The sequence below is a fragment of the Rathayibacter sp. AY1F4 genome (assembly GCF_002931775.1).
In the GTDB taxonomy this organism is placed as follows: Bacteria; Actinomycetota; Actinomycetes; order Actinomycetales; family Microbacteriaceae; genus Rathayibacter.
This window is the reverse complement of the sequence record NZ_PSVE01000014.1, coordinates 1-25,492: the sequence shown is the minus strand read 5'-3', so window position 1 is coordinate 25,492 and position 25,492 is coordinate 1. Positions and strand designations below refer to the sequence as shown.

Here is a 25,492-nt window from a genome sequence, read left to right as displayed (position 1 = left end):
GGGGTCCCGTCCGTCCGGGGGCTCCCGCGACGGATCGCGGGAGGGGAGCCGAGGTCAGTCGGCGAGGATGAGGTACAGCGCGCGACGGGTCTCGTCGAGCTTGGCGGAGGCGGCGGCGCGCTGCGCCTCGGTCGCTCCGCGGAACTGCTGCACGACGCCCATCAGCTTGCCGACGTTCTCCATGAAGGCGCGATCGGCGTCGCTCGCGCCGGGGGTGGCCTCCCAGGCCGCGTCGAGCTCGTCGGCGTGCTCGCGCACGTAGGTGCCGCCCGCGTCCGTGAGCTGGTACTCGGTGCCGCGGCCCTCGCCGACGGCCGTGATGAGGCCCTCGTCGACGAGCTGCTGGAGGGTGGGGTAGACGGAGCCGGGGCTGGGACGCCACGATCCGTTCGTCTTCTCGGCGATGGCCTTGATCAGGCCGTAGCCGTTCGAGGACTTCTCGGAGAGGAGGGAGAGGAGGGCCGCGCGGACGTCACCGCGTCGGGCGCGTCCTCCGCCGCGGCCGAAGGGGCCGCCGAAGCCGGGGCCGAAGCCCGGGCCGAAGCCGAAGCCGGGCCCGAAGCCGCGGCCGTGACCGCCGGGTCCGCGGCGCTGTCCGCGGCCGGGGTGCTCGTGGCGGGAGGAGTGGTCGCCGTCGCAGGAGTCGCGGCGGTCGTCGGAGAAGAAGGTCCTGGAGTTCATGGGTGTGCTGCTCTCTGTCGTGAGGGGATCCCTTTCGATCGGATCCGGTCGCCCGTCGGGAGCGGCTGCTTCCGATCTGTCGGCGATGCAGTAACGATATATCGGCGACGGATCGGATGTCAAGACCTGAATTGCCCGTAGCCTGGGAGCTCCCCGTCGATCGAGAGGTCCCGCATGCCGCTTCCCGACTCCGAGCTCGAGGCGTACCTCGCCTCCTCCCTCCTCGCCGGGGACGTCCTCACCGGCCGCGCGAGCAACCTCGGCAACCTCCGCCGGCTCGCCGCCCGCGAGCCCGCGCACCTCTACGGGGTGGACGTGGCCGAGCACTGGACGCTCGAGAGCCTGCTCGCCCTGATGGGGGAGCGCGTGGGGATCAGCACCGACCCCTCCTTCGAGAGCGGGCAGGACCGGATCGACGCCCGCCTGACGGTCGCGGGTCTCGCCCGCTACCGCGACCGGTTCGCCGCCGCTGTCCGCGAGGGGGCGCTCCTCCTGTTCGCCACCGCGCACCCGGCGACCCTGATGGACGTCTACCGCCGCTTCGCTGCTGCCGCGACGGAGCGGGGCGCTCGCGTGATCGACGTGAACGCGCTCCCGTTCGCCGCCCCCGACGGCATCCGCGTGCCTCTCGCGGACGAGCACCAGGCCCTGTGGTGCACCGGCGGGGTCACCTGCGTCTACCGCGGGGGAGGGCTGCAGCACACGCACTCGCCGGAGCCGATGGACGCGCTGCTCGACCGCCTCGACGAGCTCGGCATCCGCCCCGACCTGGTCGTCGCCGACCACGGCTTCGCGGGCGCCGCCGGTCGGCGGGGGCTGCCGGTCATCGCGATCGCCGACTGCAACGACCCGGCGGTGTTCGTCGCCGAGGCGCAGGGCTCGATCGAGGTGGTCGTCCCGATCGACGACGGGCTGGCCGTCCACCTCTACGAGCCGGTGATCGACTTCGTCCTCCGCGCCCTCTCGGAGCCCGCGCGCACCTGACGGCTCGTAGAATCGCCTTCGGCTCGTCGCGATCCCGGATCCGACGGGCCGACCGTTCTCCCGAGTCCCCGCACTCGCCACCACTGCAGACGGAGCATCCGTGACCCAGCCCCACGACGGCCTCCTCCCGCGCTTCGCCGTCGGCGTCGACATCGGGGGGACGTCGATCAAGGCGTCCCTCGTCGACGTCACCACCGGTGAGCGGGCGGCTCGGCGCTTCGCGGTCGCGAACCCGCTGGGCAAGGAGCCCGAGGACTTCGCCGAGGCGATCGCCGGCATCGTCCGCGACGTCTCGCCGATCGCGGGCACGCCCGTCGGCGTCGGCTTCCCCGGGATCGTCCGCGGCGGCGTCGTCCGCCAGACCACCCACGTCTCGCAGCGCTGGGTCGGGCTCGACGCGCAGGCCCTCCTCTCGGAGGCGACCGGGGTCGACGTCGTCGTCGTCAACGACGCGGACGCGGCAGGGGTCGCCGAGCGCGAGTTCGGCGCGATGCGCGGACGCGAGGGCCTCCTCCTGCTGACCACCCTCGGCACCGGCATCGGGACGGCGCTCGTCCACGAGGGCGTGGTGATCCCCAACTCCGAGCTCGGGCACCTGCACATCGACGGTCCCGACTTCGAGCCGCAGGTCGGCTTCTCGGCCGTCCGCCGCGAGGGCATCACCCTCGAGGAGTGGGCGGGTCGCCTCAGTGTCTACTACCGGCACCTCGAGATGCTGCTCTCGCCGCAGCTGTTCGTGATCGGCGGCGCGGCGGCGCACGTCTTCGACGAGTTCGCCCGCTTCCTCGACATCGGCACCGAGATCGTCCCCGCCCGCTTCGGCAACGACGCCGGATTCACGGGCGCCGCGATGGTCGCCGTCTCGCCCGACCGCCTCGCGCCCTGGTACCGCTCCACCCGCGGCGCCCGCCTCGACCCCGGGGCCCCCGCCATCGCCGACTGACCCCCTCCCTGCATCGAGGGAAATGCCGAGCCGTCGTGGCATTCCGAAGGCGCCGGGTCCCTCGACGGTCCGCGGTTTCCTCAGCGGGTCGACAGGCCGCGGTAGACGGCGTCCAGCCGGGCGGCGGCGGCCGGCCAGGAGTGGGCGGCCGCCCAGTCGACGCCGCCGCGGCCGAGACGCGCCAGCTCACCGGGCGAGCCCAGCAGGGTCAGGATCGCCTCGGCCCACGCCGCGGGGGAGTCGGAGTCGAGCAGCACGCCGCTCCCGCCGTCGCGCACCGCGTCCACCAGGCCGGTCGTCCTGCGCGCGAGCACGGGAGTGCCGCTGCCGGCCGCCTCGAGCGCGATCAGCCCGAAGGTCTCGGCCGCCGAGGGCACGAGCGCCAGCTGCGCGCTCCGGAGCCGCTCCGCCACCCGGTCGCGGTCGGCGGCCCCCTCGATCAGCACGCGGTCTCCCAGCGGAGCCGCCGCGGCGCGCACCGCGTCGAGGTACGACTCCCGGCCCGGTGCCGCCCCGCCCACCAGCCGCAGCACCGGCCGCTCCGCCGGCGCGATTCTCGCGAGCGCCTCGACCGCCAGCAGCTGGCCCTTGAGCGGCTGCACCCGGCCGACCAGGACGACTCCGGAGCGCTCGCCGCCCGGGCGGAACCGCGCGTCGACTCCGGGCGGCACCACGACGACCCGGTCCGGATCCGCGCCGTACCCGCTGACGACGTCCTCCCGCTCCGAGGCGCCCGCCACCACGATCGCGTCGGCGGAGGCGAGCACGGAGCGCTCCGCGTCGATCCGCTGCTGCGGCTCCGCGACGTCGCCCGGGGCGAGCCGGGCGTTCTTCGCGAGCGAGCCCGAGTGCATCGAGTGCACGTGCGGCCTGCCGGTGAGCGCCCCCGCGAGGCCCGACACCCAGTAGTGCGAGTGCACGACGTCGGCCCCCTCCGCGGCGCGCGCGAACTCCGGCGCCGCGGACGCCAGCGCGTACTTGTCGCCCGCCGGCACCGGCACGCCCACCACCCGCACACCCGGCGCGAGAGTGCGAACGCCTTCGCCGCGGGTCAGCACCTCGATCTCCCAGCCGAGCGCCGCCAGCTCCGGGAGCACCGCCGCGAGGTAGACGTTCATCCCGCCCGCGTCGCCCGTCGACGGCTGCTCGAGCGGGGAGGTGTGCGCCGAGACGACGGCCAGACGGGGCATCCCTCCATCGTAGGGACGGCCGTGCGTCCTCCACGGATCCCGGCCCGCGGCTCGCAGCGCCTCCGGAATCGGGTTGAATAGACGGATGCGCTCGTTCGAGCGCGGAGAGCGTGAGGTCCATGGCCCGCCAGAGTCCCCCCGGTGAGGTGCTGCCGTCGGCCGCACCCGGGCCGGTGACCGCCGGCCACGAGCCCTTCTCCGAGCAGGACATCCGCGCCCTCGTCGGAACCGCCGCCATCGAGAAGGGCACCGCGTACGCGGACGAGGGCCGCGTGCGCGAGCTGCAGTGGTTCGGCGGCCGCACCCGCCTCTTCGGCCAGGTCCGCGGATCCGGGCGCTCGCCGTACGCCGTGAGCGTGCAGCTCCGCGACGAGGGCGAGCACTGGACCCTCCTCGGCGGCGCCTGCAGCTGCCCGGTCAAGCACGAGTGCAAGCACGTCGCCGCCGTCCTGATCGAGGCCCTGCGCCGCGAGCGCGAGGGCGGAGTGGCCGGTCCCTTCCCGGGCGAGGCCGCTGTCGACGCCGTCCCGGAGTGGCGCAGCGCGCTCGCCCCGCTCCTCGCCGGCGCGGAGCGCTCGCACACCGGCATCCCGCTCGGCCTGCAGTTCGAGCTGCTGCCCGGCGAGCCCGTGCGTCGCCCGCCCGGCCGCTACAACTCCTACCGGCCGCCGCCCGAGCCGCGCCCGCGCCTGGGCGTGCGCCCGGTGCGGATGGGCGACCGCGACCGCTGGGTCCGCACCGGCACCAGCTGGCGCGACCTCGGCTACCTGCACTACAGCCACGACTACGACGAGCGCCAGATCGACGTGATCCGCGAGATGCAGGGCCTGCTCTCCGGGCACAGCGCCTCCAGCTACTACTCGCCCGACACCTGGCTCTACCTCGACCAGTGCCGGAGCGAGGCGATCTGGGCGGCCCTGCACGGAGCCGTCCGCGCGGGCATCGGCCTGGTGATGGGCGACCGCGACCAGACGCCGCTGAAGATCCTCGACACGACGGCCACCGCCTCCATCGACGTCACGCGCACCGCCGCCGGCCTCGAGCTGCGCTCGCTCGTCGCGATCGGCGACCACCCGGCGCCCGAGGAGTTCGGCTTCATCGGCGACCCGGCCGTCGGCCTCTACACGTGGGAGGGCGGCGACGAGATGCGCGCCCGCCCGGTCACGCTCATCCCGTTCGCCGCGCCGCTGCTGTCCTCCGCGCGCACGTTCCTCTGGAGCCGCGAGGCCATCCGCATCCCGGTGGCCGAGGAGTCGGCGTTCCTCACCGAGCACTACCAGCGGCTGCACCGGCTGTTCGACATCGTCTCCCGCGACGGCTCCTTCGAGGCGCCCGCGGTGCCCGAGCCGCGCCTCGGCCTCACCCTCGAGCACACCGACGGCGCGGGCCTGCGCGGCTCGTGGTGGTGGCGCTACGGGGTGGAGGGAGCCCGCGGCGGCGTGGACGCCGAGCGGCTCCCGCTGCGGGTCGGCGAGGACGCGGGCTACCGCGACCCCGAGGCCGAGCAGCGGATCCTCGACTCCCTCGTCGGAGCGGGTCTCGACCCGGAGTCGACGCCTGCCCTGGTGTCCCCGTCGAGCAGGCGCCTGCGCCCCACCTTCGACCTGCGCGGCATGCAGACCGTCGGCTTTCTCACCGGCGAGGTCGAGCGGCTCCGCGAGCTCGGCACCGTCGAGATCGAGGAGATCGGCGAGCGCGTCGAGTACCGCGAGGCGCAGACCGCGCCCGTGGTCGCCGTGCAGACCGTCGCCCAGCCCGACAGCCGCGACTGGTTCAACCTCGAGATCTCCGTCACCGTCAACGACGAGGCGGTCCCGCTGGCCGAGATCTTCCTCGCGCTCGCCCGCGGCGACGAGTACATGGTGCTGCCGAGCGGCGTCTACTTCGCCCTCGACGACGAGCGGTTCGGCCGCCTCCGCGAGCTGATCGCCGAGGCCCGCGAGCTCTCGGACGACCCCGGCGAGACCCTGCGGATCAGCCGGTTCCAGTCCTCCCTCTGGGACGAGCTGGTCGAGCTGGGCGTCGTCGAGGCCCAGGCCGCCGCGTGGCGCCGCTCCGTGGAGGGGCTCTCCGGCTTCACCGCGACCGGAGCGCTGGAGTCGCGGGTCCTGCCCGAGGGCTTCGCCGTGGAGCTGCGGCCCTACCAGCAGCTCGGCTACGACTGGCTCTCGTTCCTCTACGACAACCAGCTCGGCGGCGTGCTCGCCGACGACATGGGCCTGGGCAAGACCGTGCAGTCCCTCGCCCTGGTCACCCGGGTGATGCAGGAGCAGCGCGCCGCGGCCGCGGAGGCGGGCACCTCGCCGCGCCCGTTCCTCGTGGTCGCGCCCACCAGCGTGGTGCCCAACTGGGTCGGCGAGGCCAAGCGCTTCGCCCCGGACCTCCGCGTCGTCGGGATCGACGAGACGTCGAAGAAGAAGCGGAAGGCGCTCTCGAGCGTCATCGGCGAGGCCGAGCTGGTCGTCACCTCCTACGCCCTGTTCCGGCTCGACTACGAGTCGTACTCGGGCATCCAGTGGTCGGGGCTCCTCCTCGACGAGGCGCAGTTCGTCAAGAACCGCCAGTCGGCGACGCACCAGCTCGCGCGCCGGCTCGACGTGCCCTTCAAGCTCGCCATCACGGGAACGCCGATGGAGAACAACGTGATGGAGCTGTGGTCGCTGCTGTCGATCGTCGCTCCGGGCCTGTTCCCCTCGCCCGCCGGGTTCGTCGAGTTCTACCAGAAGCCGATCGAGCGCGAGGCCGACAGCGAGAAGCTCTCGCAGCTGCGGCGGCGCATCCGCCCGCTGATGCTGCGGCGCACCAAGGAGCTCGTCGCCAAGGAGCTGCCGCCCAAGCAGGAGCAGACCCTCGAGGTCGAGCTCGGCCCGAAGCAGCGGAAGGTCTACGACACCTACCTGGCGCGGGAGCGGCAGCGCGTGCTGGGCCTGATCGGCGACTTCGAGAAGAACCGCTTCGCGATCTTCCGCGCGCTGACCGTGCTGCGCCAGGTCGCGCTCGACGCGGCACTGGTCGACGAGGCGCACGAGAGCGTGCCCTCGACCAAGCTCGACCTGCTCGACGAGCTGCTGGGCGACGCCCTCGGCGAGGGGCACCGCGTGCTGGTGTTCAGCCAGTTCACGCGGTTCCTCGGCCGGGTCCGCGGGCGGCTGGACGCGGCGGGCATCGAGTACGCCTACCTCGACGGAGCGACGAAGAAGCGCGACGAGGTCATCGATCGGTTCCGCTCGGGCGCGGCGGGCGTGTTCCTGATCTCGCTCAAGGCCGGCGGCTTCGGGCTCAACCTCACCGAGGCCGACTACTGCATCCTGCTCGACCCGTGGTGGAACCCCGCCACCGAGTCGCAGGCGGTCGACCGCGCGCACCGCATCGGCCAGACCCGCTCGGTCATGGTCTACCGCCTGGTCGCGAAGGACACGATCGAGGAGAAGGTGATGGCCCTCAAGGAGGCGAAGGCCGCGCTCTTCGCCGCGGTCATGTCGGACGACGGCGCGGCGGCCACCGGCGGGATCACCGCCGAGGACGTGCGCGAGCTGCTGGGCTGAGCGCCGCCGCTACTCGCGCACCTGCTCCAGCAGGGTCGTGACGGCGGCGCGGGTGTCGGCGGCGAGCCGTCCGAGGCGGTGCGCGGCACGGATCGACACCGGCCGGTACGGGTGCACGAGCCGCCGGGCCGCCGTGCAGGGCAGCGCGAACGCGGCGACGACGCCCGCGTCGATCCCGTCGAGTCCGCCGTCGTCCCGGCCGAAGACGAGCTCCCGGCCCTCGCGCGCGAGAGCCTCCGGCAGGTCGGCCTCGCCGATCGGGAGGCGCAGAACGGCGAGCAGGCCGGCGGCCTGCACCCGGCGCGGCAGCGGGCGTCCGAGGCGTCCCGCCGCGTGCACCGTGAAGAAGTCGGCCTGCCGCTCGAGGATGCCCGTGACCGTCTCTGCGAGGCGCTCCATCTCGGGGTGCAGCGAGAGCCGGGCGAGCCGGCGGTAGCCGTGCACCGAGACCCGGGCGTCCACCGCGAGGGCCAGCGCGACGGGGCCGGCGAGGGAGGCTGCGGCGCGGTCGAGGAGCGGGCGCGACCTCACCGTCGGCTCCGGCGGGCGGATGTCGATGCCGCGGATCTGCGGCGAGGCCGCGAGCACCTCGCCCAGGGCGTCGGCGATCCGGTGCCGCTCGGCGGCCCAGACCGACGCGAACGCGCGGACCTGCTCGTCGGGGTGGGCGCGCGCGAGGGGGAGCACCCGGGCCACGGTGGCGTGCTCGATCGCCCGCAGGTACGCGGTGGCGACGATGGCCTCGCGGTCCAGCGGCACCTCCTCGAACTCGCGCACCGAGAAGTGCTCGCGCAGGGCGCCGTGCGCGCTGCGGTGGTGGTCCTCGAGGTCGAACGGTTCCGCGATGCCCACGTCGTGCTCCTCCGCTAGTCCGGTCCCTCCATCCTGGGCCCCCGGTGCGAGAGGCGGAAGAGCACGCGCCCATCCCTGGGACACTGGGAGCCGGCCATCAGGCGGCCGGGGGAGCGGGGCGGGATGAGCGGGGCCCGGACCTCGGCGATCGGCGCCGTCCTCCTCGCCGCCGTCTGCTTCGGCACGACGGGGACCGCCCAGGCCCTCGGAGCGGCGGGCGTGGATCCGCTCCTCCTCGGGGCGGCGCGCATCGTCCTCGGCGGCGCCCTGCTGGCCGCTCTCCTCGGCGTGGAGGCTCTGCGCCGGCGGAGCCGCTCCCGCCCGACCCGCGCCGTCGTGCTGCTCGTCGTGCTCGGAGCGGTCGGTGTCGCCGCGTACCAGCCCGCCTTCTTCACCGGCACCGCGCAGAACGGCGTCGCGGTCGGCACGATCGTCGCCCTCGGCTCCGCTCCCGCCTTCACCGGCCTGCTGGAGTGGCTCGTCCTGCGGACCGCGCCGAACCCGCGCTGGTTCGCCTCCACCGCGCTCGCCGCTGTCGGCGTGGTGCTCCTGAGCGGAGGCGGAGCCGACGGCATGACGGTCCCCGGTCTCGCCGCCTCGGCCGGTGCCGGCGCCTCCTACGCGCTCTACGCCGTCGGCGGCAAGCTCCTGCTCGAGCGGGGACTGAGCCCTGTCGCCGCCATGGGCGCCCCGTTCGGAGCCGCGGCGCTGCTCGCGCTCCCGTTCCTGCTGCTGGGCGATCCGTCCCGACTCTCCGGCTCGATCCCGGCCGTGCTCTGGCTCGGAGTGGTCACGGTCGCCGTGGCCTACACCTTCTTCGCGCGGGGCCTCAGGCAGCTGCCCGCGGCGACCGTCTCGACGCTCACCCTCCTGGAGCCGGCGACGGCGACGCTCCTCGGAGTGGCGGTGCTGGGGGAGCGGCTGACCGCGGGAGCGGTCGCGGGTGTCGCCGTGCTGGTGGCGGCGGTGCTGCTGCTGGCGGTGCGGGGACGCATGCCCGGCAAAAAGATGCGATTTTTCTTCAAGAGAAGACACTCGCTTTAGCCGAGCTTCTCCCAGCATCACGACGCGAAGCCAGACCGCTCGAGCGCCCGCTTGAACCGTCGATATGGTGCCTTGATCTGCCGGTGATGCCCTAGATTTGAGTCATGGCAGCTGCTGGCATTTCCCTGGAGTCCGTCGAGATCACCGGGCTTTTCGGTAGATCAACTTTCGTAATAACGCTCGATCAGATGCAACCGACAATCTTGACGGGTGCTAATGGAACTGGTAAGTCGACAATTCTACGGTTGATAAATGCGATCTCAAATGCGGATGTCATCACGCTGGCAAGTGCGCCTCTCGATGAGTTCGTCCTGAATGTTCGGGGCATAGAGCCTTTCATTATGTCACGTTCGAAAGACGGTCCGGGATTCAGTGTCAAGTGGGGCAACCGTGGCGGCCAAATAACTGTCGCCAAGCGTGTTTTAGATCTACCTGCTTGGTCCACCCAGCTCTTGGAAGAGTCTCGCTTTGATATTGACGAGGCTCTGGATAAAATGTCTGATAGCGCTGCAACCAATGGAGCTCCTTTCAACGAATTCATAAGTGCAAGGGAGGCGCTAACCGCCTTGCGCGGGAGTGGCCAAGTGGTCACGGCGCCGGACTGGCTTGGGGAATATGGTGCTGAGTTCCCTGTTCTTTTCGTCAGCGACCAGCGGCTAGTGACCGAAAGGGCCGGACGGCGGCGGAGAGGCGCCCCAATTAGACAAAAGACAAGTAGTCTCGCGGTTGAATCGGCTGCATCAGAAATCTCCGACGAAATCGACAAGGCCTTCTCTCAATACGGTCGCACTTCCCAGCAGTTGGATCGAAGTTTTCCGGAAAAGATCATTCAAGCGATGTCTGGCCATCAGACGGTGACCGCCGATAGGCTCGGCGATCTCGTTCAGGAAGTAGAAAAAAAACGCGAGGCTCTTCGGGCAGTCGGGCTACTTGAGGAAGCGGAATACGGTCCGGATCTCGCGAATGCGAACTACGATGAGGAGAATTTGAGAACGGTAATGAATGCCGTTCTCAGCTCAACTTTGCAAAAATTTGCTGTTCTCAACTCGCTAGAACGACGTCTAGGAAGCTTAAAAGCCTTCTTAGACAATCGCTTCTATCCGAAATCTCTCGTTTTGAGCAGGGGAGAAGGAATGCGTTTTCGTTCTGATTCTGGTCAGGAGATCCGACCTCGTCAGCTTTCGTCCGGTGAGCAACAGATGATGGTTTTGGGTTACGAGATTCTCTTCAGAGCAAAACCGAACACTCTGGTTATTGTCGACGAGCCAGAGCTTTCGCTTCACGTCCTGTGGCAAGATTCGCTGATTGACGACCTGACGCGAATGGGGGACATCGCTGGACTACAATTTCTAATGGCGACGCACTCGCCAACAATTCTGGCGGAACATCCCGAACTCGAGAGGGCGCTTAGTCGCGAATGAGTTCACTCCGTTTTCGAAGCCCCGCCGCGTTCGCGCAGTCGATTCGGATGCGTAGGGCTGGGGCGCCATTCGGGACGTCCTTTTTAATTGTCGAGGGTTTATCTGACAAGAAAACGTTCCAGCCGCTCCTCGAGCCCCACATTTACTACGTACCTGCTCGCGGAAAAGAGATGGTTCTTGCCGCTTTTGATACTTTGATTGCTGAGGGTGTGAACGATTGTCTCTTCATTGTCGATTGCGACGGAGGGACTGATCCAATCTGGCTGGGTCGAAAAGGCCTTATAATCAGCTCGAATCGAGATGTTGATGCCGACCTATTGTTTAGCGTAGGCGCTTTCGACCGAGTTGCACTCGAGTTCTTTGCGCATCTGCGGGACTCGCCCGAAGAATGCATCGCCACCGGAAATAATCTTCTGGATTATGCGAAGGAAATATCATCGAGCTTAGGCATCGTGCTGGATTCAGCGCGCGGGGTCGGTGTAGTTACTAACCATTTTGATCCGGTCGTGAATTCACGACGAAGAATGAGACTGAAAGACTTGCCGGAGTTCCCATTTTGGCTTGGTCACTTCGTGCCCATTACACCTCTTGATTTGGTGCCGGCGATTAGCGAATTACTTGAATGGTCGACAGATGAAGTGAGGAGAGTTAGCGAAGTTGTTATTGCAGGTGCCACAAAGTTCTGTCGCAAACATGGGGTCGCGAAATGCCAAACATGCACGCCTCGTCGATTTAGTAATGGACACGATTTGGTAGACGTCCTGGCGCTCGGCGTGTCGCAGCGTTGCGGCTACGAGGTTTCCGAGGCCGAGGTGGCGCGCGCGGTCCGACTCGCGGCGTCGCCAGAGGCAATCGGATCCTGGGACGTCGCAATTCGGATCGGTAGGTGGTTATCGACGCGGGAAGAATCGTGAAGGGAGTTCGGGAAGGATTAGAGACTGAAAGGCCGGTACTGCTTTAGCGGGTCAACTTTCAACTGCAGAGGCGCCGCCGCCCTCCGCGGAGTAGCGTCGACTCCCACCGACCCGACGACGAGGCGGAGCCCATGACCAACCCGTGGCTGGCACGCCCTGGCAGCGATCGGCGGCGCGCGCTGGTCGAGGAGTCGTGGGAGCGGGCGCGCAGACGCCGCCTCGATCCGGACCGGCTGACGGCGCCGCTCTCGTTCTCGGGGGATGATCTCCGCGAGTACCGCACCGGGCATCCGCTCGCCTCGGTCCTCCCCGTCATCCGCCGCCTGCTGGTGCGCGACGCCGACGAGGACAGCGGCGTGCTCGTCGCGGTCGGCGACGCGCTCGGACGGCTGCTCTGGATCGACGGCGACCAGCACCTCAAGAGCCTCGCCGAGGGGATGTCGTTCGTCGAGGGTGCCGCGTGGGCCGAGCCCGACGTCGGGACGTCCGCGCCGGGGACGGCCCTCGTGCTCGATCACGGCGTGCAGATCCACGGCGCCGAGCACTTCGCCTCGCTCGTCCACCCGTGGAGCTGCACCGCCGTGCCCGTGCACGACCCCGAGACCCACGAGATCCTCGGAGTGATCGACATCACGGGAGGCGCGGACGTCGTCGCTCCGCAGACCCTTCCGCTGATGGAGGCGACCGCAGCCGCGGTCGAGAGCGAGCTGATGGTGCAGCGGCTGCTCCGCCCGCGCCGCCCCTCCACTCGGAGCACCGCGGCGGCCCGGGCGCCGAGCCTGCGGATCCTCGGGCGGGAGACGGGCCTGGTGACGGCCGCGGGAGCGACGCTCGAGCTCAGCACCCGGCACGCCGAGATCCTGACCCTGCTCGCCTGGCACCGCGCCGGCCTCTCGGCCGAGCAGCTCGCTCTGCTGCTGCACGGGCGCGAGGAGGCCGTCGTCACCGTCCGCGCCGAGATGGTGCGGCTGCGCCGCGTGCTCGAGCCGACCCTCCCGCGCCTGGTGCCCCTCTCGCGCCCCTACCGCCTGGCGAGCCCGGTCGACCTCGACGCCCGCCAGGTGCTCGGCCTGCTCGACCGCGGCTCCCACCGCCTCGCCCTGGACGCCTACCGGGGCGCGCCGCTGCCCTCGTCCGAGGCGCCGGGGATCCGGGCGATCGCCGGCGAGCTGCGCCTGCGGGTGCGGGCGAGCGTCCTCGCCGATGCGGCGCCCGCGACCCTAATCGCCTGGGCGGAGGGTCCGGACGGCCGCGACGACGCGGAGGTGTGGCGGGAGCTCCTGCGCGTCCTCCCGCCCCGCTCGCCCCGGCGTGCCGGTGTCGCCGCGCACCTCGAGACGATCGAGGCGGAGCAGCGCTGAGCCGTCCCGTCCGCTCCCGGGAGTCCCGCCGAAGCCGTCCGGCCGCGGAGCCGTCTCGCTAGCCTCGACGCATGAGCACCCTCGCACCACCTCCCCGGGCCCTCGCGAGCGGAGTCGCGGGGGGCCTGCTCCTGATGGCGGTCTTCACGATGTGGTGGGCGAGCGACACCACGGTCGGCTGGTCGGCACCGGCGGCGACGACCGCCGTGACCGTCTGCGCGCTCGCGGCAGTGGTCTTCGCCGTGCAGGCCGTCCGCCTCCTCGTCGCCCGGCGGAGGATGGCCGTGGAGCTCACCGACGCCGACCGCGCGGCGAAGCCGAACGGCGTGCTGTTCGGGGCGGTCTTCGCCGCGGAGGGCGTGCTGATCGGTGTCGCGGTGGGAGTCCTCACCGGCACCGGGCTCGACCGGTTCCTCGTGCCGGCGATCGCCGTGATCGTGGGCCTGCACTTCTACCCGATGGCGAGGATCTTCGGCCGGACCCTCGACCTCTGGCTCGCCACCTGGACGACGCTGGTCGGAGCGATCGGAGTCGTCGTGGTCCTCGTCGACGGCTCCGCCTGGCCGCAGGTGTGGTCCTGGGTCGGGGCGGGGGCCGCAGCGGCCACGGTGACCTACGGCGTCTACATGAGCCGGATCGCCCAGCGCCTGCTCGCGAGCGGCTGAGGTCCGGGCCGGCGGGACCCTCCTCCTCGGGAGGCCGCGTCTCCGCCCGGCCGGTCCGGCCTCCGTCCCCGCCGCTCCCGCCGGTGCGTCGACCCGTGCAACGTCGTGCAACCCCCCGCGACGTAGCGTCAGGACCGGGCGCCCACCCCGCGCCCACGACAACGACGTCGATGGAGGTCCACATGACGCTGTACGCCGACCAGGTCGCCGAGCAGGCACCGCAGGAGCCCGGTTCCACGGTCTACGCGAATCCAGGCACGGAGGGATCCGTCGCCTCCTTCCGCTCGCGCTACGACCACTACATCGGAGGCGAGTACGTCGCCCCCGCGAGCGGCCAGTACTTCGAGAACATCACCCCGATCACCGGGAAGCCCTTCTGCGAGATCGCCCGCGGCACCGCCGCCGACGTCGACCGCGCCGTCGAGGCGGGCTGGAAGGCGTTCGCGAGCTGGGGGAAGACCAGCCCCGCCGAGCGCTCGAACATGCTCCTGAAGATCGCCGACCGCATGGAGGCGAACCTCGAGCTGCTCGCCGTCGCCGAGACGTGGGAGAACGGCAAGCCCGTGCGCGAGACCCTCGCCGCCGACATCCCCCTCGCCATCGACCACTTCCGCTACTTCGCCGGAGCGATCCGCGCGCAGGAGGGAGGCGTCTCCGAGATCGACCACGACACGATCGCGTACCACTTCCACGAGCCGCTGGGCGTGGTCGGGCAGATCATCCCCTGGAACTTCCCGATCCTGATGGCCGTGTGGAAGCTCGCGCCGGCGCTCGCCGCGGGCAACTGCGTGGTGCTGAAGCCGGCCGAGCAGACGCCGGCGTCCATCCACGTGCTGCTCGACCTGATCGGCGACCTCATCCCCGCCGGCGTGCTCAACGTCGTCAACGGATTCGGGTTCGAAGCGGGCGCACCGCTCGCCTCCCACCCGCGCATCCGCAAGATCGCCTTCACCGGCGAGACGACCACCGGCCGCCTGATCATGCAGTACGCCAGCGAGAACCTCATCCCGGTGACGCTGGAGCTGGGCGGCAAGAGCCCCAACGTGTTCTTCGCCGACGTCGCCGCGGAACGCGACTCCTTCTACGACAAGGCGCTCGAGGGCTTCTCGTTCTTCGCCCTCAACCAGGGCGAGGTCTGCACCTGCCCGTCGCGGGCGCTCGTGCAGCGCTCGATCTACGACGACTTCGTCGGAGACGGCCTCGAGCGGGTCAAGCGGATCAAGCAGGGCAACCCGCTCGACACCGCCACGATGATCGGCGCCCAGGCCTCGAACGACCAGCTCGAGAAGATCCTCTCCTACATGGACATCGGCAAGCAGGAGGGAGCGAAGCTGCTCATCGGCGGCGACCGCGCCGACCTCGGCGGCGAGCTCAGCGGCGGCTACTACGTCAACCCGACCGTGTTCGAGGGCCGCAACTCGATGCGCATCTTCCAGGAGGAGATCTTCGGACCCGTCCTCGCCCTCACCTCCTTCGACGACTTCGACGACGCGATCGGCATCGCCAACGACACCCTCTACGGCCTCGGCGCCGGAGTGTGGAGCCGCAACGGCGCTCAGCTCTACCGCGCCGGCCGGGCCATCGAAGCCGGCCGCGTCTGGTCGAACACCTACCACCAGTACCCCGCGCACGCGGCGTTCGGCGGCTACAAGCAGTCGGGCATCGGACGCGAGAACCACAAGGTGATGCTCGACCACTACCAGCAGACGAAGAACCTCCTCGTCTCCTACGCAGAAGGACCGATGGGCTTCTTCTGAGCTGGTTCGCACGGGCTCCTCGTTCCTCGTCGCCCGTGCCGCGGTCGGCTTGTGGATGTGGCCGGGTGGGGAGGAGCGGGGAGCGTTCGCACCGAGACGGATCCGCTGGCACGCGGATCCGCCGTTCGGTGCTCGGCCCTGCGGGCGAGGCACCTGGCGACGCGCGGGAGAACGGTGCTCGGCCCTGCGGGCGAGGCATCTGGCGGCGCGTGGGAGAACGGTGCTCGGCCCTTTCGGGCGAGGCGCCTCGCGACGCGCGGAAGGGCGGTGCTCGGCCCTGCGGGCGAGGCATCGGATGAGGGGGCGCCCCCTCATGTCGATCGAGTAGTCCGCGCAGCGGCGTATGGAGACGCCGCCCGGAGGAGCGTCCGCCGTCAGCGGTCGGGCGCACACAGACATTCCGCACCACGAGCGAAGGAGCACCACTCATGACCTCCACGAGGGTCGACGTCACTGCGGAGGCGGCCGGCATGCTCCGCCGAATGACGGCGCTGCACGGGCCGCTCATGTTCCACCAGTCGGGCGGATGCTGCGACGGCAGCTCGCCGATGTGCTTCCCCGCCGGGATGTTCCGCACCGGCGCCTCGGACGTGCTCGTCGAATCGCTCCGACTCGACAGCCTGGACCCGATCGACTTCTGGATGTCCCGCTCCCAGTTCGAGTACTGGAAGCACACCCACCTCACCGTCGACCTCGTCGACGGGCGGGGCAGCGGATTCAGCGTCGAAGCCCCCGAGGGCAAGCGCTTCATGATCCGCAGCCGACTGCTCACCGACGACGAGCTCGTCGAGTTCGGACTGCTCCCCGCCGGAGCCGTCGGGCCCTGAGCCGGCTTCCCTGACCCGTTCCCCCCTGACCCGTTCCCGTCGCAGATCCTCGCCGACCGGCGACGTCCCGGTCCAGCGGTGTCAGCCGCCCGGAGCGGGAGCGGGCGGCGCCTTCCCCGTGCTCAGCTGCACGCCCACCACCGATCCCTTGTCCACGCGGGTGCCCGCGGCCGGACCGGTGCCGGCCACGGTGTTCATCGGCTGCGTCGAGTCGACCTGCGACGTCGCTCCGGGAGTGAGCCCTGCTGCGGTCAGCGCCTGCGCGGCGGAGTCGCTGGTCCGGCCCGACAGGTCCGGCACGGTGACCTGCGGCGCCGCGATGAGCGACTGGTCGGCCTGCGGGAAGTCGGAGCCGCCGTAGCGGGAGTCGATCGCCGTCATCAACGGCTTCCAGATCCGGTGGCGTGCCGAGGGCGCCCAGCCGCTGTCGAAGTCGATCGAGTCGAGGTTCACCCTCGAGCCGTCCGCGCGTGCCGAGATGCTGCCGACCCAGACCGCGAGGGAGGTCTCGGTCGAGGCCCCGATGGCCCAGGTGTCGGCGGAGTTGTCGGTGGTGCCCGTCTTGGTGATGTGCTGGATGCCGTTCTTCGGATCGTCCTCGACGCCCGTGCCCTCGGCGGTCACCTTGAGCATCGTGTACTGCATCGCCGAGGCGACCCTCGACGACACCGCCCGGCTGCAGGTCGTCTCCACCGGCTCGATCTCGCGGCCGTCGGCTCCGACGATCGCCGTGATCGCGACGGGGGTGCAGGTCGTGCCGTTCTCGGCGATGCCGGAGTAGGCGGTCGCCATGGTGAGCGGTGCTATCTCGTTGGTGCCGAGGACCGCTCCCGGCGACTGCACGAGCGCGGTCCCGTCCGCGCGGTGCACTCCGAAGGCCTCGGCCTGCTTGCGGATCTCGCACTGGTCGAGCAGGTGCGACATCCCGGTGAAGCCCGTGTTCAGCGAGTAGATCGTCGAGTACAGCGCCGTCTGGGTGTCGGTGTAGCCGCCGTCGCCGGCGTTCTTGGGGTTGTAGGAGTCGTAGTCCCAGGTGCCCTCGCAGCTGTCGGCGAAGCCGGTCCAGTTCTTCTGCTTCGAGTCGAACTGCTCGAGCAGGGTGTGCCCGCGGTCGAGCCACTCGGCGAGCGTGAACACCTTGTAGGCGGAGCCGGTCTGGAAGCCGTTGCCGCCGCCAGCGGACGCGTCGACGTTGAGGTTGATCGCCGAGAACTCCGGCCCGCTCGCGATCACGTCCGGGTCCTGGCTGTAGCGCTTGTTCTGCACCATCGTGAGGATGCGCCCGGTGCCGTTCTGGACGGCGACCGCCGTCGCCCCGACGTCGAAGCGCGGATCGGAGGAGGGGACCTGCTCGTCCATCAGCTCCTGCGCGGTCCTCTGCAGGTCGAGATCGATCGTCGTGTAGACCTTGATCCCGCCCTGCTTGATCGCCGCGTAGCGCTCGTCGTCGGTCGCCCCGAGCGCCGGGTCGTCGCGGAGGACGTGGGTCACGTAGTCGCAGAAGTAGGCCGCGCTGCCGGCCGTCTGGCAGCCGGTGGACGGTGGGGTGATGTCGGGGGTGATCGCCTCGGCGGCCGCGGCGTCGTGCGCGGCCTGGTCGATGCTCCCCGTCTCGAGCATCCGGTCGAGGATGTAGTCGCGCCGCTCCCGGGTCTGCGCGTAGCCGTTCGCCTCGCCGTTGGCCGTGTCGTCCGGCCGGTCGAAGCGGAACTTCTCGGGGTTGTTCACGATCGCCAGGAGCGAGGCGGACTGCGCGAGGGAGAGGTCGGCCGCCGGGATGCCGTAGTAGTACTCCGCCGCGGCCTCGATGCCGTAGACGGTGCCTCCGAACAGGGCGATGTTGAGATAGCCGAGCAGGATGTCGTCCTTCGAGGACACCTTCTCGAGCCCGATCGCGAGCCGCATCTCCTTGAGCTTGCGCTCGGCCGTGGTCGCCGTCGCCTCCGCGTACGCGCGGTCGCGGTCCGCCTCGTCCGGGATCGACTCTGCCTTCTGCACCAGCACGTTCTTCACGTACTGCTGCGTGATCGACGAGCCGCCCTGGGTGTCGCCGTCGAGGAGGTAGGTGCTGGCGATGGCGCGGAGGGTGCCCTGCAGGTCGATCCCGCCGTGGTCGTAGAAGCGCGGGTCCTCGCTCGCGACGAGCGCGTCCTTCACGGAGTCGGCGATCCGGTCGGCCGGGACCTCGATCCGGTTCTGGTCGTAGAAGGAGGCCAGCAGCGTCGGATCGTCCGGGTCGCCCGCGTAGACGTCGCTCTTCTGCATCAGGCGCCCGACCTCGAGGTAGCTCGGGAGGGACTGGAACGCCGAGATGGTGCCGGAGGTCGCCGCGCCGGTGAGCGCGGCGGCGGGGGCGACCACGAGCGAGGCGAGCAGACCCGCCAGGACGCTGACGATCACGAATCCGAACAGCGCGCCGAGAGCCCCGTGGACGGTTCGACGGGGCTGGAAGACGGGGACGTTCGGTCGCTTCAGGGTGGATCCTCTCGCTGCACCAGCACCCTAGGCGAGGCCTGCGACATCCCCGACGAGGCGCGCCACGGCCGCGCCGGACGCCCGTCCGCCCGGAGTCGGCGCGACGGCGCCCGCGCAGGCCCGGCGCCTGCGACAGCAGAAGGGGCCGACCCCGGAGGGATCGGCCCCTTCACGGGACGGGCGACGTCTCTACTCGATCAGGTCGCCGTTCAGGTCCGAGATGTCGTTCGGATTGGCCGGAGCCTTGCCCGTGCTCACCTGGAGGGGGATCACCCCGCCGGCGACCGCCGTCTCCTCCGCGCTCGGCGTCGTCGACACGACGGAGCCCTCCGGGATCGTCGCGGAGTCGACCGACTCGTGCATCCCGACGACGAAACCGGCGGCGGTGAGGATCGCCGTGGCGCTCTCGACCGTCTCGCCCGTGACGTCGGGGACCTCGGAGTTCGCCGCCGATCGGGGCGAGTACGCGAGCATCGAGGCCGGCGGTGCCGTGAAGTCGTCGCCGCCGTACTTCTCGTCGAGCGCCGTCATGATCGGCTTCCAGATGGCGTGCCGCGCGTTGGAGGCGCGGATGGTCCCCTTCTCGCCCGTCAGGCTGATGAAGCGCAGGTTCTGCTTGGTGTTGTCGGCGAAGCCGTTGATGCTGCCGACCCAGACCGCCAGGGAGGCGGCCTTGCTGGCGCCCGCCGTCCATACGTCGGCGGCCTCGTCGGTGGTGCCCGTCTTGCCGATGTGCTCGATCCCGTCGAAGGGGTTCGAGGCGTAGGCCGTTCCGGAGGTCATCACCCGCTGCATCGCGTACTGCATCCCTCGGGCGACCTCGGGCGACACGGAGGGCGTGCACGCCGATGCCGGGGCGGCGACGGCGTTGCCCTCGCTGTCGGTGATCCGGTCGATGACGATCGCCGAGCAGGTCGTGCCGTCGTTCGCGATCCCCGCGTAGGCGTTGGCCACCGTCAGCGGCGCGATCTCGTTCGTCCCGAGGACCGAGGCCGGCCCGTTGGCGAGCTCGCGGCCGTCGGCGCGGTGCATCCCGAACGACTCGGCGGTGGTGCGGATGTCGCAGAGGTCGAGCTGCTGCGCCATTCCCATGAAGCCGGTGTTGATCGAGTTCGTGGTCGCGCCGAGCGCGCTCATCGAGCTCGCGTCCTCCGACGGGTCGTCGTTGCGAGGCGAGAACTTGCCGTAGTAGCCGCCGTCGCCCTCGACGTTGCACTTCTGGGGGTAGGAGCTGAAGCCGGAGGTGGGGGAGGCGAACGACTCGTTGACGGTGTGCCCCGCCTTCAGCCACTGCGCCAGCGTGAACACCTTGTAGGTCGATCCGGTCTGCACGCCGGAGCCGCCGCCCATGCTGAGGTCGACGTTGAGGTTGATCGCGCTGTAGCCGGGGTTCGCGGCGAGGAACTGCTCGTCCTGGCTGTACTGCGTGTTCTGCACCATGGAGAGCACGCGGCCCGTCTTCGCCTCGACGGAGGCGGCCGTCGCGCCGACCTGGAAGCGCGGGTCGACGGAGGGGATGTAGGCGTTGAGCGCCGCCTGCGAGACCTGCTGGATGTCGAGGTCGAGGGTCGTCACGACGTCGAAGCCGCCCTGGCGGATGCGCTGGTAGCGCTCGTCGTCGGTCGCCCCGAAGACGGAGTCGTTGCGGAGGACGTTCAGCACGTAGTCGCAGAAGTACGCGGCGTTGCCGGCGGTGGTGCAGCCGGTCGAGGGCTCCGTGATGTTCGGGGTGATCGGCTCGGCGACGGCGGCGTCGTGCGCGGCCTGGTCGATCCGGCCGTGCTTGAGCTCCTCCGAGAGGATGTAGTCGCGGCGCTCCTTGGTGGCGGCGTAGCCGTTGGCGGCGCCGTTCGCCTCGTCGCCCGGGTTGTCGAAGCGGAACTTCGCCGGGTTGTTCACGATCGCCAGCAGCGCGGCCGCCTGCGAGGTCGAGAGCTGGCTCGCGGGGATGCCGTAGTAGTAGTTCGCCGCGGCCTCGATGCCGTAGACGGTGCCCCCAAAGAGGGCGATGTTGAGGTAGCCGAGCAGGATGTCGTCCTTCGACGCCTCCTTCTCGAGGCCGATCGCGAGGCGCATCTCCTTGAGCTTGCGCTCGGGGGTCGGGTCCGTCGCCTCCTGGTAGGCCTTGTCGCGCGCGGCCTCGTCGGTGATCGACTCCGCCTTCTGCACCAGGACGTTCTTGACGTACTGCTGCGTGATCGACGACCCGCCCTGCAGGTCGTCGCCCGTCAGCGTGACGGCGATCGCCCGGAGCGTGCCCTGGAGGTCGATGCCGCCGTGCTCGTAGAAGCGCGGGTCCTCGCCGGCGACGGCGGCGTCCTTCGCGGACTGCGCGACGTCGTCCCAGCCGACCTCGACGCGGTTCTGGTCGTAGACGGAGGCGAGGAGGGTCGTCCCGTCGCTCGCGTAGACGTTGGTGCGCTGCATCAGCTGGCCCACGTCGAGGTAGCCCGGCAGGTTCTGGAACATGCCGATCGTGTTGCTCGTCGCCAGGCCCGTCAGCGCGAGGGCCGGCGTGACGCCGACGGTGATCAGGACGCCCGCCACGGCGCTCATCCCGATGAACCCCATGACCGCCCGCAGCGACATCCCGAGCGGCCGGACGGAGCGGCGGGATGCAGTGGGAAGTGCCATGGAGCGGTCGTCCTTTCGACGCGGCGCGGGGCCGCGGAGATGTGAGGGAGGGTGGCGAGAAGCCTCGCGAGCAGTCGCGCGATCCCCCGAGTTCATGGTACGTGACGGGTGCGCCCGCGGGGCGTCCTCCTCCGGGTGGAGATGAGGAGCTGGCGGGTGATGCGCAGGAGCGGGCGCGTCCGCAGTGCTGACCTCGGGTCGATGCATCCGTATCGTGGGGGGAGCGCCGCTCCGAGGGGCGCTGCAGCACCCGTTCCACCCACCGCTCCGGGGCCCCGGGCGGCCGGCCCCGGCAGAAAGCGCACACCATGGCACGCATCCACGACGACGTGACCCAGCTCGTCGGCAGGACCCCCCTCGTCCGCATCAACCGGCTGGAGGGCGCCGACCAGGCGACGGTCCTCGCCAAGCTCGAGTTCTACAACCCTGCGAACAGCGTGAAGGACCGCATCGGCGTCGCCATCATCGACGCGGCCGAGGCCTCCGGCGAGCTGCACCCCGGCGGGACGATCGTCGAGGGCACGAGCGGCAACACAGGCATCGCGCTCGCGATGGTGGGCGCCGCCCGCGGCTACAAGGTCGTCCTCACGATGCCCGAGACGATGTCCGTCGAGCGCCGGGTCCTCCTCCGCGCCTACGGAGCCGAGATCGTGCTCACCCCCGGCAGCGAGGGCATGCGCGGAGCGGTCGAGCGCGCCCGCGCGATCGTCGACGAGACCCCCGGCGCGATCCTCGCCCGCCAGTTCGAGAACGCCGCCAACCCCGAGGTGCACCGCCGCACCACCGCGGAGGAGGTCTGGGAGGACACCGACGGCGAGGTCGACGTCTTCGTGGCCGGCATCGGCACCGGCGGCACCATCACCGGAGTCGGCCAGGTGCTCAAGGAGCGCAAGCCCGGTGTGCAGATCATCGGAGTGGAGCCGATCGACTCCCCGCTCCTCACCCAGGGCACCGCCGGTCCGCACAAGATCCAGGGCATCGGCGCCAACTTCGTCCCCGCGATCCTCGACCGCGAGGTCTACGACGAGATCATCGACGTGACGCTCGACGACTCCGTGCGGGTGGCCCGCGAGATGGCCGCGCAGGAGGGGATCCTCGGCGGCATCTCCTCCGGCTCGATCATGTGGGCCGCGCTCGAGGTCGCGAAGCGCCCCGAGAACGCGGGGAAGACCATCGTCGCCATCGTCTGCGACTTCGGCGAGCGGTACATCTCGACCGTCCTGTACGAGGACCTCCGCAGCTGAGCCCCTCGAGACGAGCCGGGACGCCCCGCTCCGGACGCGACGGTCGGCCGGAGCGCCGTGTCCCGTCCGGACCGGAGCGTCCCGGGCTCCTCGCCCTGCTCCGCGAGGACGTCCGCACCGCCCGGGAGCGCGACCCCGCCGCCCGGAGCGCGGTGGAGGTCGTCCTCTCCTACCCGGGAGTGCACGCGGTCTGGGTGCACCGCGTCGCGCACGCCTGGTGGCGGCGCGGCCTCCGCCTGCCCGCCCGGCTGCTCAGCCAGGCGGCGCGCGCGGCGACCGGAGTGGAGATCCACCCCGGTGCGACCATCGGCCGGCGTCTGTTCATCGACCACGGCATGGGCGTCGTCATCGGCGAGACCGCGCGGATCGGCGACGACTGCATGCTCTACCACTCCGTCACGCTGGGCGGGAGGTCGGCCCGGCGCGAGCGTCGGCACCCCACGCTCGGCGACCGGGTGGTCGTCGGCGCCGGCGCGGTCGTCCTGGGCCCGCTCGTGCTCGGATCCGACGTCAGCGTGGGCGCGAACGCCGTCGTGGTGAAGGACGCGCCCGACGGAGCGGTGCTCGTCGGCATCCCGGCCCGCGATCTGCGCGATCAGGGCGGGGAGGAGGACCCGCTCGCCGGGTCCGGCCGCTCCACCGGACCGGCGGGACGCGTCTAGCCGGCGACGCTCAGTCGTCGCCCCGCGGCGAGATGTCGCGCGGGGCGCTCTTGATCTGCGCGAAGGCGTCCAGTGCGTGCGCCCGCGTCTCCTTGAGGTCGACGAGGGGCGCCGGGTAGCCGTCCGCGCCTCCGGTCAGCGTGTCCTCGAGCGTCCACGGCTCGTGCACGGCGGCGCCCTCGACTCCGCCGAGCTCCGGCACGTTGTGGCGGATGTACTCGCCGGCCGGGTCGAACTTCCTCGACTGCGTGACCGGGTTGAAGACCCGGAAGAACGGCGACGCATCGGCTCCCGAGCCCGCGACCCACTGCCAGTTCGCGGCGTTGCTCGCCGGGTCCGCGTCGACCAGGGTGTCCCAGAACCACTCCTCGCCCACCCGCCAGTCGACCAGCAGGTTCTTGATCAGGAACGACGCGGTCACCATCCGGACCCGGTTGTGCATGTAGCCGGTGCTCCAGAGCTCGCGCATGCCGGCGTCCACCAGGGGGTAGCCGGTGCGCCCCTGGTGCCAGGCGTCGATCGCCTCCTGGCCGGGGCGTCCCCACGGGAAGGAGTCGAACCGGGTGTCGAAGTTCGCGGTCGCCAGATCCGGCCAGTGGAACAGCAGGTGGTAGCAGAACTCGCGCCAGAGCACCTCGGAGAGGAACCGGTCGCTGCCGTCGCCGCGGTGCAGGCCCTTCGCGTGCGCCTCCTCCAGGGCGTGCCACACCTGGAAGGGGCTGATCTCGCCCCACCTCAGGTGCGGGGAGAGGTTCGAGGTGGCGTCCTCCGCCGGCCGGTCGCGGCCGTCGGCGTAATCGTCGAGCTGCTCCGCGAGGAACGCGCGCAGCCGGTCGGCCGCCGCCTTCTCGCCGGGGACCCAGCGCTCGCGCAGCCCTCCCGCCCAGTCGGGACGCGTGGGCAGCAGCTCCCAGTCGTCGAGGGAGTCGGAGGCGATGTCTCCCGTGACGCCGTCGAGCGAGCGGGGGCGGGGGAGCGGCGCGCGCGGCGTCGGCTTGGCGCGGCAGGCGCGGGCGAAGGGCGTGTAGACGGAGTAGGGACCGCCGGCGCCGGTCTGCACGGTCCACGGCTCGAACATCAGCGAGCCCTGGTGGCTCTCGGCCTCGAGGCCGCCGTTGCGGAGCGATTCCTTCACCGCCGCGTCGACGGTGCGCTCGGCCCTTCCGTAGCGGCGGTTCCAGTGCACGGCTCCTGCGCCGATCTCCTCGGCGAGCTGGAGGACGACGGCCTCGGCCGGCCCGCGGCGCAGGATCAGCGGGGCGCCGTGCTCGCGCAGGTCGGCGGCGAGGGCTGCGAGGCTGCCGTGCAGCCACCAGCGGGAGGCGCCCCCGAGCGGACGGATGCCCGCCGACTCCTCGTCGAGTACGTAGCAGACCGCGACGGGGCCGCCACGGTCGATCGCGGCGCGCAGAGCGGGGTTGTCGGCCAGGCGCAGGTCGTCGCGGAGCCAGACGAGGGTGGGGGAGGTGTCACTCATGGTGACCCCCATGATCCGCGAGTCCCGCGCCGCGGCGAAGACCTGGCCGGTCGCTGCGGCCCGTGCTAGCGGGGACGGATCAGGAGGAGGCGATGCCGTCGCGGAGCTTGTCGCAGAGCGCGGTCAGCTGCTTCAGCTCGTCCTCGTCGAGGACGCCGCCGACCTGCTCCGAGATGGTCCTCATGTGGGTGAGCGCGACGCGGCGGAAGAGCGCGTAGCCCTCGTCGGTGATCGCGATGATCGTGCCGCGGGCGTCCGCCGGATCCTCGCTCTTCTCGACGCAGCCGCGGGCGGCGAGCCGGTCGATCAGCCTGCTGACGCTGGGCTGCGTCAGGAGGACGTGCCGGTTCAGGTCGCGCAGCCGTGCGCGCCGACCGGGCTGCCGGGTGAGGTTGAAGAGCACGTCGTACTCGTTCATCGAGATCTCCCGCGAGGGGAACTCGATGCTCAGGGTGCGCATCACCTGGACCTGGGCGCGGAAGAGCGACTCCCAGGCGGCGACGGCCTCTCTCGACCCCACTGGTCCTCCTTCTCGGCGCTCAGGAAGCGGTTCCCTGACATCCAGACGCCGTACAGCCTACGCCGGGGTGCTGGGAGGAGGGGAGTCGGAGGAGGGGGGCCGGGGGAACGACAGAAGGCCGGCCGCTGAGGCGAGCGGCCGGCCTTCATTCCCTTGCACCAAGAGTGTCCTGCAATCACTTCTCGCGCTTCCCGCCACAGCAAACGGTCGACGCACTTGAACTATATAACGACCCGGTAACGACGCAACACTCTCTTTACTGAATCCTCCCTGAGCCGCCCCGCCCCGCCCGTCCC

The 25,492-nt window shown here is 70.6% G+C and carries 19 protein-coding genes; 12 read left to right on the top strand and 7 right to left on the bottom strand.

All coding sequences use genetic code 11. The annotated features are described in order from the left end of the window. Window positions 1-54: 54 nt before the first annotated feature. Window positions 55-681: a PadR family transcriptional regulator gene (locus C5C59_RS10190; RefSeq protein WP_104224185.1), complete on the bottom strand. Its 627-nt coding sequence runs from the start codon at window positions 679-681 to the stop codon at window positions 55-57. Between the two features lie 174 nt (window positions 682-855). Here C5C59_RS10190 and C5C59_RS10185 point away from each other — a divergent pair, with 174 nt between their 5' ends. After that, on the top strand, window positions 856-1,665 hold the full coding sequence (locus tag C5C59_RS10185) for a phosphatase (RefSeq protein ID WP_104237791.1): 810 nt from the start codon (window positions 856-858) through the stop codon (window positions 1,663-1,665). 100 nt (window positions 1,666-1,765) lie between these two features. Next, the gene (locus C5C59_RS10180) at window positions 1,766-2,608 is read left to right on the top strand and encodes an ROK family protein (protein WP_244229583.1); all 843 of its coding nucleotides are present in this window, start codon (window positions 1,766-1,768) and stop codon (window positions 2,606-2,608) included. A gap of 80 nt (window positions 2,609-2,688) precedes the next feature. Here the strand turns inward: C5C59_RS10180 and C5C59_RS10175 are convergent, their stop codons facing one another. Further along, window positions 2,689-3,798: a glycosyltransferase gene (locus C5C59_RS10175; RefSeq protein WP_104237789.1), complete on the bottom strand. Its 1,110-nt coding sequence runs from the start codon at window positions 3,796-3,798 to the stop codon at window positions 2,689-2,691. A gap of 119 nt (window positions 3,799-3,917) precedes the next feature. Here C5C59_RS10175 and C5C59_RS10170 point away from each other — a divergent pair, with 119 nt between their 5' ends. After that, on the top strand, window positions 3,918-7,343 hold the full coding sequence (locus C5C59_RS10170) for a DEAD/DEAH box helicase (protein ID WP_104237788.1): 3,426 nt from the start codon (window positions 3,918-3,920) through the stop codon (window positions 7,341-7,343). Window positions 7,344-7,352: 9 nt separating this feature from the next. Here the strand turns inward: C5C59_RS10170 and C5C59_RS10165 are convergent, their stop codons facing one another. Further along, window positions 7,353-8,195 (bottom strand): hypothetical protein, encoded by an 843-nt coding sequence (locus C5C59_RS10165; protein WP_104237787.1) that lies wholly within the window; start codon window positions 8,193-8,195, stop codon window positions 7,353-7,355. Between the two features lie 123 nt (window positions 8,196-8,318). Between C5C59_RS10165 and C5C59_RS10160 the strand changes: the two genes are divergently transcribed. The 7 genes from C5C59_RS10160 to C5C59_RS10135 all read left to right on the top strand — a co-directional run bounded on the left by C5C59_RS10160 (window position 8,319) and on the right by C5C59_RS10135 (window position 16,184). Beyond that, the gene (locus tag C5C59_RS10160) at window positions 8,319-9,239 is read left to right on the top strand and encodes a DMT family transporter (protein ID WP_104237786.1); all 921 of its coding nucleotides are present in this window, start codon (window positions 8,319-8,321) and stop codon (window positions 9,237-9,239) included. Between the two features lie 104 nt (window positions 9,240-9,343). After that, a complete protein-coding gene (locus C5C59_RS10155) occupies window positions 9,344-10,660 on the top strand; it encodes an AAA family ATPase (RefSeq protein ID WP_104237785.1) in 1,317 nt (438 codons plus the stop codon). A 170-nt stretch (window positions 10,661-10,830) separates the two neighbouring features. After that, window positions 10,831-11,574 (top strand): hypothetical protein, encoded by a 744-nt coding sequence (locus tag C5C59_RS17030; RefSeq protein WP_146082806.1) that lies wholly within the window; start codon window positions 10,831-10,833, stop codon window positions 11,572-11,574. Between the two features lie 131 nt (window positions 11,575-11,705). Then, on the top strand, window positions 11,706-12,935 hold the full coding sequence (locus tag C5C59_RS10150) for a GAF domain-containing protein (protein ID WP_104237784.1): 1,230 nt from the start codon (window positions 11,706-11,708) through the stop codon (window positions 12,933-12,935). Between the two features lie 71 nt (window positions 12,936-13,006). Then, the gene (locus C5C59_RS10145; RefSeq protein ID WP_104237783.1) at window positions 13,007-13,600 is read left to right on the top strand and encodes a hypothetical protein; all 594 of its coding nucleotides are present in this window, start codon (window positions 13,007-13,009) and stop codon (window positions 13,598-13,600) included. 182 nt (window positions 13,601-13,782) lie between these two features. After that, a complete protein-coding gene (locus tag C5C59_RS10140; protein ID WP_104233506.1) occupies window positions 13,783-15,357 on the top strand; it encodes an aldehyde dehydrogenase family protein in 1,575 nt (524 codons plus the stop codon). Between the two features lie 428 nt (window positions 15,358-15,785). Further along, complete coding sequence (locus tag C5C59_RS10135) at window positions 15,786-16,184, top strand: DUF779 domain-containing protein (RefSeq protein WP_104237782.1); 399 nt, start codon at window positions 15,786-15,788, stop codon at window positions 16,182-16,184. 81 nt (window positions 16,185-16,265) lie between these two features. Here the strand turns inward: C5C59_RS10135 and C5C59_RS10130 are convergent, their stop codons facing one another. Further along, entirely contained in the window at window positions 16,266-18,584 is a 2,319-nt protein-coding gene (locus C5C59_RS10130) for a transglycosylase domain-containing protein (protein ID WP_104237781.1), read from the bottom strand. 264 nt (window positions 18,585-18,848) lie between these two features. Further along, the gene (locus C5C59_RS10125; RefSeq protein WP_159939720.1) at window positions 18,849-21,293 is read right to left on the bottom strand and encodes a penicillin-binding protein; all 2,445 of its coding nucleotides are present in this window, start codon (window positions 21,291-21,293) and stop codon (window positions 18,849-18,851) included. A 308-nt stretch (window positions 21,294-21,601) separates the two neighbouring features. On the opposite strand from C5C59_RS10125, the gene cysK reads away from it, so the two are divergent. Together cysK and epsC are read left to right on the top strand one after the other, a co-directional pair. Then, window positions 21,602-22,537 carry a cysteine synthase A gene (gene cysK, locus C5C59_RS10120; protein ID WP_104237779.1) on the top strand — a complete coding sequence of 312 codons (936 nt, stop codon included), beginning with the start codon at window positions 21,602-21,604 and terminating at the stop codon, window positions 22,535-22,537. 95 nt (window positions 22,538-22,632) lie between these two features. Beyond that, a complete protein-coding gene (gene epsC / locus C5C59_RS10115; protein WP_104224204.1) occupies window positions 22,633-23,199 on the top strand; it encodes a serine O-acetyltransferase EpsC in 567 nt (188 codons plus the stop codon). Window positions 23,200-23,209: 10 nt separating this feature from the next. Here the strand turns inward: epsC and C5C59_RS10110 are convergent, their stop codons facing one another. Together C5C59_RS10110 and C5C59_RS10105 are read right to left on the bottom strand one after the other, a co-directional pair. Next, the gene (locus tag C5C59_RS10110; RefSeq protein WP_104237825.1) at window positions 23,210-24,676 is read right to left on the bottom strand and encodes a deoxyribodipyrimidine photo-lyase; all 1,467 of its coding nucleotides are present in this window, start codon (window positions 24,674-24,676) and stop codon (window positions 23,210-23,212) included. Between the two features lie 79 nt (window positions 24,677-24,755). Continuing rightward, window positions 24,756-25,136 carry a MarR family winged helix-turn-helix transcriptional regulator gene (locus tag C5C59_RS10105; RefSeq protein ID WP_104237824.1) on the bottom strand — a complete coding sequence of 127 codons (381 nt, stop codon included), beginning with the start codon at window positions 25,134-25,136 and terminating at the stop codon, window positions 24,756-24,758. Window positions 25,137-25,492 lie beyond the last annotated feature (356 nt).

What these genes read in the sequence shown, in the direction of transcription:
- C5C59_RS10190 (WP_104224185.1), bottom strand. Translation starts at nt 681, where the DNA reads ATGAACTCCAGGACCTTCTTCTCCGACGACCGCCGCGACTCCTGCGAC.
- C5C59_RS10185 (WP_104237791.1), top strand. Translation starts at nt 856, where the DNA reads ATGCCGCTTCCCGACTCCGAGCTCGAGGCGTACCTCGCCTCCTCCCTC.
- C5C59_RS10175 (WP_104237789.1), bottom strand. Translation starts at nt 3,798, where the DNA reads ATGCCCCGTCTGGCCGTCGTCTCGGCGCACACCTCCCCGCTCGAGCAG.
- C5C59_RS10170 (WP_104237788.1), top strand. Translation starts at nt 3,918, where the DNA reads ATGGCCCGCCAGAGTCCCCCCGGTGAGGTGCTGCCGTCGGCCGCACCC.
- C5C59_RS10160 (WP_104237786.1), top strand. Translation starts at nt 8,319, where the DNA reads ATGAGCGGGGCCCGGACCTCGGCGATCGGCGCCGTCCTCCTCGCCGCC.
- C5C59_RS10155 (WP_104237785.1), top strand. Translation starts at nt 9,344, where the DNA reads ATGGCAGCTGCTGGCATTTCCCTGGAGTCCGTCGAGATCACCGGGCTT.
- C5C59_RS17030 (WP_146082806.1), top strand. Translation starts at nt 10,831, where the DNA reads ATGGTTCTTGCCGCTTTTGATACTTTGATTGCTGAGGGTGTGAACGAT.
- C5C59_RS10150 (WP_104237784.1), top strand. Translation starts at nt 11,706, where the DNA reads ATGACCAACCCGTGGCTGGCACGCCCTGGCAGCGATCGGCGGCGCGCG.
- C5C59_RS10145 (WP_104237783.1), top strand. Translation starts at nt 13,007, where the DNA reads ATGAGCACCCTCGCACCACCTCCCCGGGCCCTCGCGAGCGGAGTCGCG.
- C5C59_RS10140 (WP_104233506.1), top strand. Translation starts at nt 13,783, where the DNA reads ATGACGCTGTACGCCGACCAGGTCGCCGAGCAGGCACCGCAGGAGCCC.
- C5C59_RS10135 (WP_104237782.1), top strand. Translation starts at nt 15,786, where the DNA reads ATGACCTCCACGAGGGTCGACGTCACTGCGGAGGCGGCCGGCATGCTC.
- C5C59_RS10125 (WP_159939720.1), bottom strand. Translation starts at nt 21,293, where the DNA reads ATGGCACTTCCCACTGCATCCCGCCGCTCCGTCCGGCCGCTCGGGATG.
- cysK (WP_104237779.1), top strand. Translation starts at nt 21,602, where the DNA reads ATGGCACGCATCCACGACGACGTGACCCAGCTCGTCGGCAGGACCCCC.
- C5C59_RS10110 (WP_104237825.1), bottom strand. Translation starts at nt 24,676, where the DNA reads ATGAGTGACACCTCCCCCACCCTCGTCTGGCTCCGCGACGACCTGCGC.
- C5C59_RS10105 (WP_104237824.1), bottom strand. Translation starts at nt 25,136, where the DNA reads ATGCGCACCCTGAGCATCGAGTTCCCCTCGCGGGAGATCTCGATGAAC.